The organism is Sulfitobacter sp. HI0040 (assembly GCF_001634885.1).
Lineage (GTDB): Bacteria > Pseudomonadota > Alphaproteobacteria > Rhodobacterales > Rhodobacteraceae > Sulfitobacter.
Window position 1 is genome coordinate 1 of sequence record NZ_LWEX01000081.1, and the last position, 5,740, is coordinate 5,740.

The following is a 5,740-nucleotide window of genomic DNA, read 5'->3' on the forward strand; positions in this document are numbered from 1 at the left end:
GCGGCACCGACAGTGTTGCGGAATGTCGCAAAGAGCTCCCGCCCTGTACCCCATTGCGCAGCCGAAAGGTCGGCCTGAGCATCAGGCCGGTCGTCTATATCCGCCAGAACATCTAGCGTTCCCGCCTCGCCATCGACGCGCAGGATGTCGCCGTCGCGGATGCGCGCGATGGGGCCGCCGTCCACCGCCTCGGGGGAGACATGGATCGCCGCCGGCACCTTGCCCGACGCGCCTGACATCCGCCCATCCGTCACCAGTGCGACCTTCTGCCCCCTGCCCTGACAGATCGACAAAAGCGGCGTGAGCGAGTGCAGCTCCGGCATACCGTTTGCCTTTGGTCCCTGAAAGCGCACCACGACGACCACATCCTCAGTGAGTTTGCCTGCCTTGAAGGCGGCTTTCACCTCCGCCTGATCGGCAAAGACGCGGGCGGGTGCTTCGACCACGCGATTTTCCGGCGCCACCGCGGAGACTTTCATCACCGCCGTCCCGAGGGAGCCTGTCATCCGCTTCAACCCACCTGTGGGCTGGAAGGGATCCGAGGCAGGCCGCAGGATCTTGTCGTTCAGGCTCTCTTCGGGGCCGTTTTCCCATGTCAGGGACCCATCGGCATAGACAGGATCCTTTGTGTAATGCTCCAGCCCTTCGCCCGCGACGGTCTTCGTATCGCGGTGCAGATAGCCGTTCTGCAGCAGGTTCCCGATCATGTATCCAAGCCCGCCCGCGGCGTGGAAGTGGTTCACATCCGCCAGCCCATTGGGATAGACCCGTGCCATCAGTGGCGTGACATCCGAAATCTCGGAAAAATCCTGCCAGTCGAGGATGATCCCCCCGGCGCGTGCCATCGCCACCAGATGGATGAGCAGGTTGGTGGAGCCACCTGTTGCGTTGAGCCCGACGATCCCGTTCACAAACGCCTTCTCGTCCAGAATATCGCATACAGGCGTATAGTCATTGCCGAGCGCACTGAGTGAAAGCGCCCTCTGCGCGCCATGGCGTGTCAGCGCATCGCGCAACGGGGTGTTCGGGGTCACGAAGCTTGCCCCCGGAAGGTGCAGGCCCATGAACTCCATCAGCATCTGGTTCGTGTTCGCCGTGCCATAGAAAGTGCAGGTGCCGGGTCCATGGTAGGCTGCCATTTCAGCGGCCATCAACTTGTCTCGCCCACATTCGCCCGCGGCGAATTCCTGTCGCACCTTGGCCTTTTCGTCATTGGCCAAGCCGCTCGTCATCGGCCCCGCGGGCAGGAACACGGCGGGGAGATGCCCGAATGCCTGCGCCGCGATCACAAGGCCCGGGACGATCTTGTCGCAGACGCCCAGAAAGACGGCGGCGTCGAATGTATTGTGGCTGAGCGCGACGGAGGCGGCGAGCGCGATGACGTCGCGCGAAAAGAGCGACAATTCCATCCCCGCTTCGCCCTGGGTGACCCCGTCGCACATCGCCGGAACACCGCCCGCGACCTGCGCCGTGCCGCCGACCTCCCGGACCGCCGCCTTGATCAACTCGGGAAAGCGTTCGAAGGGCTGGTGCGCCGAAAGTATGTCATTATAGGTCGTCACGATGCCGAGGTTGCCTGCGGAGCCTTGGGCCAACTTGCTCTGATCCTCGCCCGCGGCTGCATAGGCATGCGCCTGCCCGCTACAGGAAAGATGCGCGCGGGCCGGGCCTTTGGATGCCGCCGTCCTCATGCGTTCAAGATGGATTTTCCGCGTCTCTTCGCTGCGCCGGATGATGCGTTCGGTCACCCGTTCGATCGTAGGATTGAGTGTCGTCATTCGTCCCTCCCGCCTTGCTTCCGCCCTCGGGCCTCTTTCTGCTATCTTACGTTAGCGCTAACATATGGGCAAACGAAAAAGCCCGTGTCAGATTTCTTCCGCCCACGGCGGGTTGGCGCCCGCCCGGGATACCGTGATCGACGCCACCCGCGCCCCATGTTCCAGCGCCGCCTCCAACGCGTCTGGGCCGAGGTTCGCAAGGCTTTGCTGCGTCAACGCGCCCAACTCTGACAACTTGGCGAGCACACCTGCGTTGAACGTGTCGCCCGCGCCTACCGTATCGACGATTTCCGCTTTTCGGGCCGGCACATGTACTTCGTCGCCGCCTTTCAGATAGCCCGTCGCCCCGTCGCCGCCCCGCGTCAGGATGACGACGGATGGTCCTGCAGTGAGCAATTGCGAAACCTTGTCGCGCAAAGACATCGGTTCGGGCGTGATCCAGTTAAGGTCTTCGTCAGAGACTTTCACGATATCCGAGAGGCCGATCATACTGGCCAGTCGGGCGCGGTAGCGTTCGATGTTGCGCACAAAACCGGGGCGGATGTTCGGGTCGAGCATTACGGACCGACCTGCGTGGTTCCGCTGCAGTAGCGCCGCGTAGGCGTCGGCTGCAGGCTCACAGGCAAGGCTGATCCCCCCGAAATAGAGCGTCGTCACCTCCGCCGACAATTGCGGCATATCATCCGGCTCCAGCATGCGACCAGCCGAGTTTTCATCGTAGAACTCATAGGTCGCATGCCCACCGACAAGGCGCACGAATGCCAGCGTCGTGGGTCGATCCGCGGTGATCACCGGGCGCACATCCACATGGCTCGCCTTCAGCCCGCTTGCCAGCTGCTGGCCGAACATGTCGCTCGACAGCCCGGTGAGCATCCCTGTCTGGGCGCCGAGGCGCCCCAGCGCAATCGCCGTGTTGTAAACAGCGCCGCCGCAATGGGGTACGAAGCCGACCGCTCCGGCTTCGGTAGGTGCGGGGATCATATCGATCAGGGCTTCGCCGCAGCAAAGGATCATGGCTCACTCTCCCAATATGGTGGCGCGATCAACGAGGTATCGGTTCGAAAGCGGCAGGCTCGCGGCGCCGCGGACCTTGGCATCATACCCGATCGTGCCTTCGCGGATCGTGGGGAGTACGATACCGGGTATTTTTATCGCCTGCAGTTCCGTCTGAGTACGCGCGATCAGTACGTTGCGCAGTCTCCGGGGTATGGCACCATCGATCACCATGGTTTCAAAGTCGAAGACGCAGCTGGACGCGACCACGGCCTGCGCCAACCCATGCGCTGCCTGATCCACCCAGGCGTCCACCACCGGGGCTGCTACATCCCAGTCGTCCGCGCCGGGTCTGATCCCCCCGCTGTCCTCCCCCGCCGCATCCAACATGCGCTCAAGCGTCGCGAGAGAGGCCAGATCCACGAGCTGGCACCTCTGCCCCGCCCGCGTGGAAACCGGCAGGGAGGCTATGGCGGCGGCGTTTCCGCTGCGCCCCGTATGCAGTGCGTGGTCGAGGACGAGGCCCCCGCCGACGAAATGGTCGATATAGGCATAGAGGTAATCGCTAGGCATCGCCTGATCGCCAAAGACAAGCTCCGCCCCACAGGCTGCCGATGCGTCGTTGCAAAGGTAGGCGGGCATATCCAGCTTCTGCCGAAGTTCGGCGGCGATATCCCGGATGCGCCAGTGCGCCAGTCCCTTCGCGGTTTCTGCGCTTTTATCGGCTTCCCAGTCCCACAGCCGGAACGGCAATGCGATGCCCAACCCTGCCACCCGGGGGCGTAGCGCGTCGGGCAATTCGGTCATGAGTTCCTCCACGTTTTTCGTGGTAAAGGCGATGATCCCTTCCGGTGTCGGATAGCCATAAGTCACGCGGCGGTGGTGCCTTATTTTTCCGAAAAAATCGCACAGGGCCAATTCCGCGCCGTTGCGCCCGACCTTGAGACCTAGAAAGAGCGCCCCGTCCTGCGCCAGTCCCATGGGAACGGCAGGCTGACCCACCTTGCCGCGCAGCGGTTCACGCCTCGTCAGAAGCCCCTCTTTTTCAAGCGCGCGCATGATCACCGAAACCGTCTGCGCGGAAAGCCCGGTCGCACGTGCAATCTCTGCCTTCGGCATCGGGCCGCTTTGTCGAATAAGCGAGAGAACGAGGCGCTCGTTATAGTCCCTCATCGCGCTCTGGTTGGAGCCCCGCCCCGCCTCCATTTGGATCGAATGGCCGAGGCCGGGCTGCGTATTGATCGGGTCGCTCTGCAACAACTGCGCCTCACGAGGTTGGTGGTGAGTACCGCTTAATTGAAGGAGAGGCGCCAACCTGTCAATTAATAAATAAGTCGGATTTATTTATTAGGAGGCAAAAGGAATGTTCGGAGCGGGTCCCGTCGACAAGCACGCCTCCGGAACCCCTCTATTCACGGTTCAGAACCCCCCAGCCTGCCCGTCCTTGCGGGGGTCGGAGCCTGCCATATAGCCCCCGTCAGGCAGCCGCGCGATAAGTTGGGCGCCGCCGAAACCGAAGGCGTTGTCGGGGGCTTCGACCTCGACCCGGTGGCCGAGGGTGCGCAGCGCGGAAAGCGTACTCTCCCCCATGGTAGGCTCGCACGCCACGTCCAGGCCCGAGATCATTCGCCAGCGCGGGGCATCGGCAGCCACCTGAACGTCCTGATCCCACAGCTGGGTCCGCAGCAGCAGCTGCAGATGCCCCTGTGCCTGAATGGGGCCGCCCATCATGCCGTAGGCCATCAGCGGGGCCCCGCCCTTCATCACGAAACCCGGAATGATCGTATGGAACGGGCGCTTGCCGCCCGCGACGCGGTTCGGGTGCCGCGCCTCGGTGGTGAAACCGGCGCCCCGGTTCTGCAGGGAAATCCCCGTGCCCGGCACCACCACGCCGGAGCCGAAGCCTGCGTAGTTGGACTGGATAAAGCTGACCATCATGCCTGACGCGTCCGCCGTGCTGAGCAACACGGTGCCGCCCTGCTTCGGCGCGCCCGGGCCGAAATCCTGCGCCCGGTCGGGTGAGATGAGCGCCGCGCGGTCGCGCAGGTATCCGGCGTCCAGCAGCGCGTTCTCGTCGACATCCGTCATATGTTCGCGGTCACCGACATAGGCGTGCAAATCGGCATAGGCGAGCTTGATCGCCTCCATCTGGAGGTGAATGGCCGCCACATCGTCCGGGCCGTGGTCGCGGATGGCGGTATGCTGCAACATCCCCAATGCCATGAGCGCGGCGATCCCCTGCCCGTTCGGTGGTATCTCGTGCAGTTCCACCTCATCGAAGCGCTGGCTGATCGTGCCGCACCAATCCGCTTCGTGCCGGGCAAGGTCATCGACTGTCATTGCACCGCCGTTGGCCTTGGCAAAGGCCGCTATTTCCTCTGCCAGAATACCTTCGTAGAAGGCCTTGCCTTTCGTCTCCGCGATCATCCGCAGGCTGCGCGCGGCACCCGGATTGCGGAACCTTTCACCTGCGCGGGGGGCACGGCCACCCGGCATGAAAGTCTCGGCGAACCCCGGCTGATGCCCGAGTATGTCTGCCGCCCGCGCCCAGAGCGCGCCGATAATGGGCGAGACGATGAAGCCGTCCTCCGCCGTCCGGATCGCCGGGGCGAGAACAGTTTTAAGGTCGAGCTTGCCGAAGCGTTCCGAAAGCGCGATCCAGCCGCTTATCGCGCCGGGAACCGTCACGCTGTCCCAGCCGTGCTGGGGCATTCCGTCCGGGAAACGTTCCGGGGACCATGCGGCCGGGGCCCGGCCCGATGCGTTGAGGCCGTGCAACTCCTTGCCGTCCCACAGGATGCAAAAGGCGTCGGAGCCCAGACCGTTGCCCGAAGGCTCCACGATGGTGAGTACCGCCGCCGTCGCGATGGCCGCATCCACCGCGTTGCCACCCTGTTGCAGGATCGACAGCCCCGCCTGCGTGGCCAGCGGTTGCGATGTGGCAACGACATTGTCGGCCAACACTGGGG

At 63.7% G+C, this 5,740-nt stretch carries 4 protein-coding genes; all 4 read right to left on the reverse strand.

All coding sequences use genetic code 11. The annotated features are described in order from the left end of the window. Positions 1 to 1,778: phosphogluconate dehydratase (gene edd / locus A3728_RS06675; protein ID WP_067921406.1), on the reverse strand; the 1,778-nt coding region annotated here is incomplete at its 3' end. Between the two features lie 87 nt (positions 1,779 to 1,865). Further along, positions 1,866 to 2,792: a carbohydrate kinase family protein gene (locus tag A3728_RS06680; RefSeq protein WP_067921408.1), complete on the reverse strand. Its 927-nt coding sequence runs from the start codon at positions 2,790 to 2,792 to the stop codon at positions 1,866 to 1,868. Positions 2,793 to 2,795: 3 nt separating this feature from the next. Continuing rightward, positions 2,796 to 4,028 carry an ROK family transcriptional regulator gene (locus tag A3728_RS06685; protein WP_236627996.1) on the reverse strand — a complete coding sequence of 411 codons (1,233 nt, stop codon included), beginning with the start codon at positions 4,026 to 4,028 and terminating at the stop codon, positions 2,796 to 2,798. 162 nt (positions 4,029 to 4,190) lie between these two features. Continuing rightward, a partial coding sequence (locus A3728_RS06690; RefSeq protein WP_067921412.1) for a gamma-glutamyltransferase family protein occupies positions 4,191 to 5,740 on the reverse strand: 1,550 nt, incomplete at its 5' end.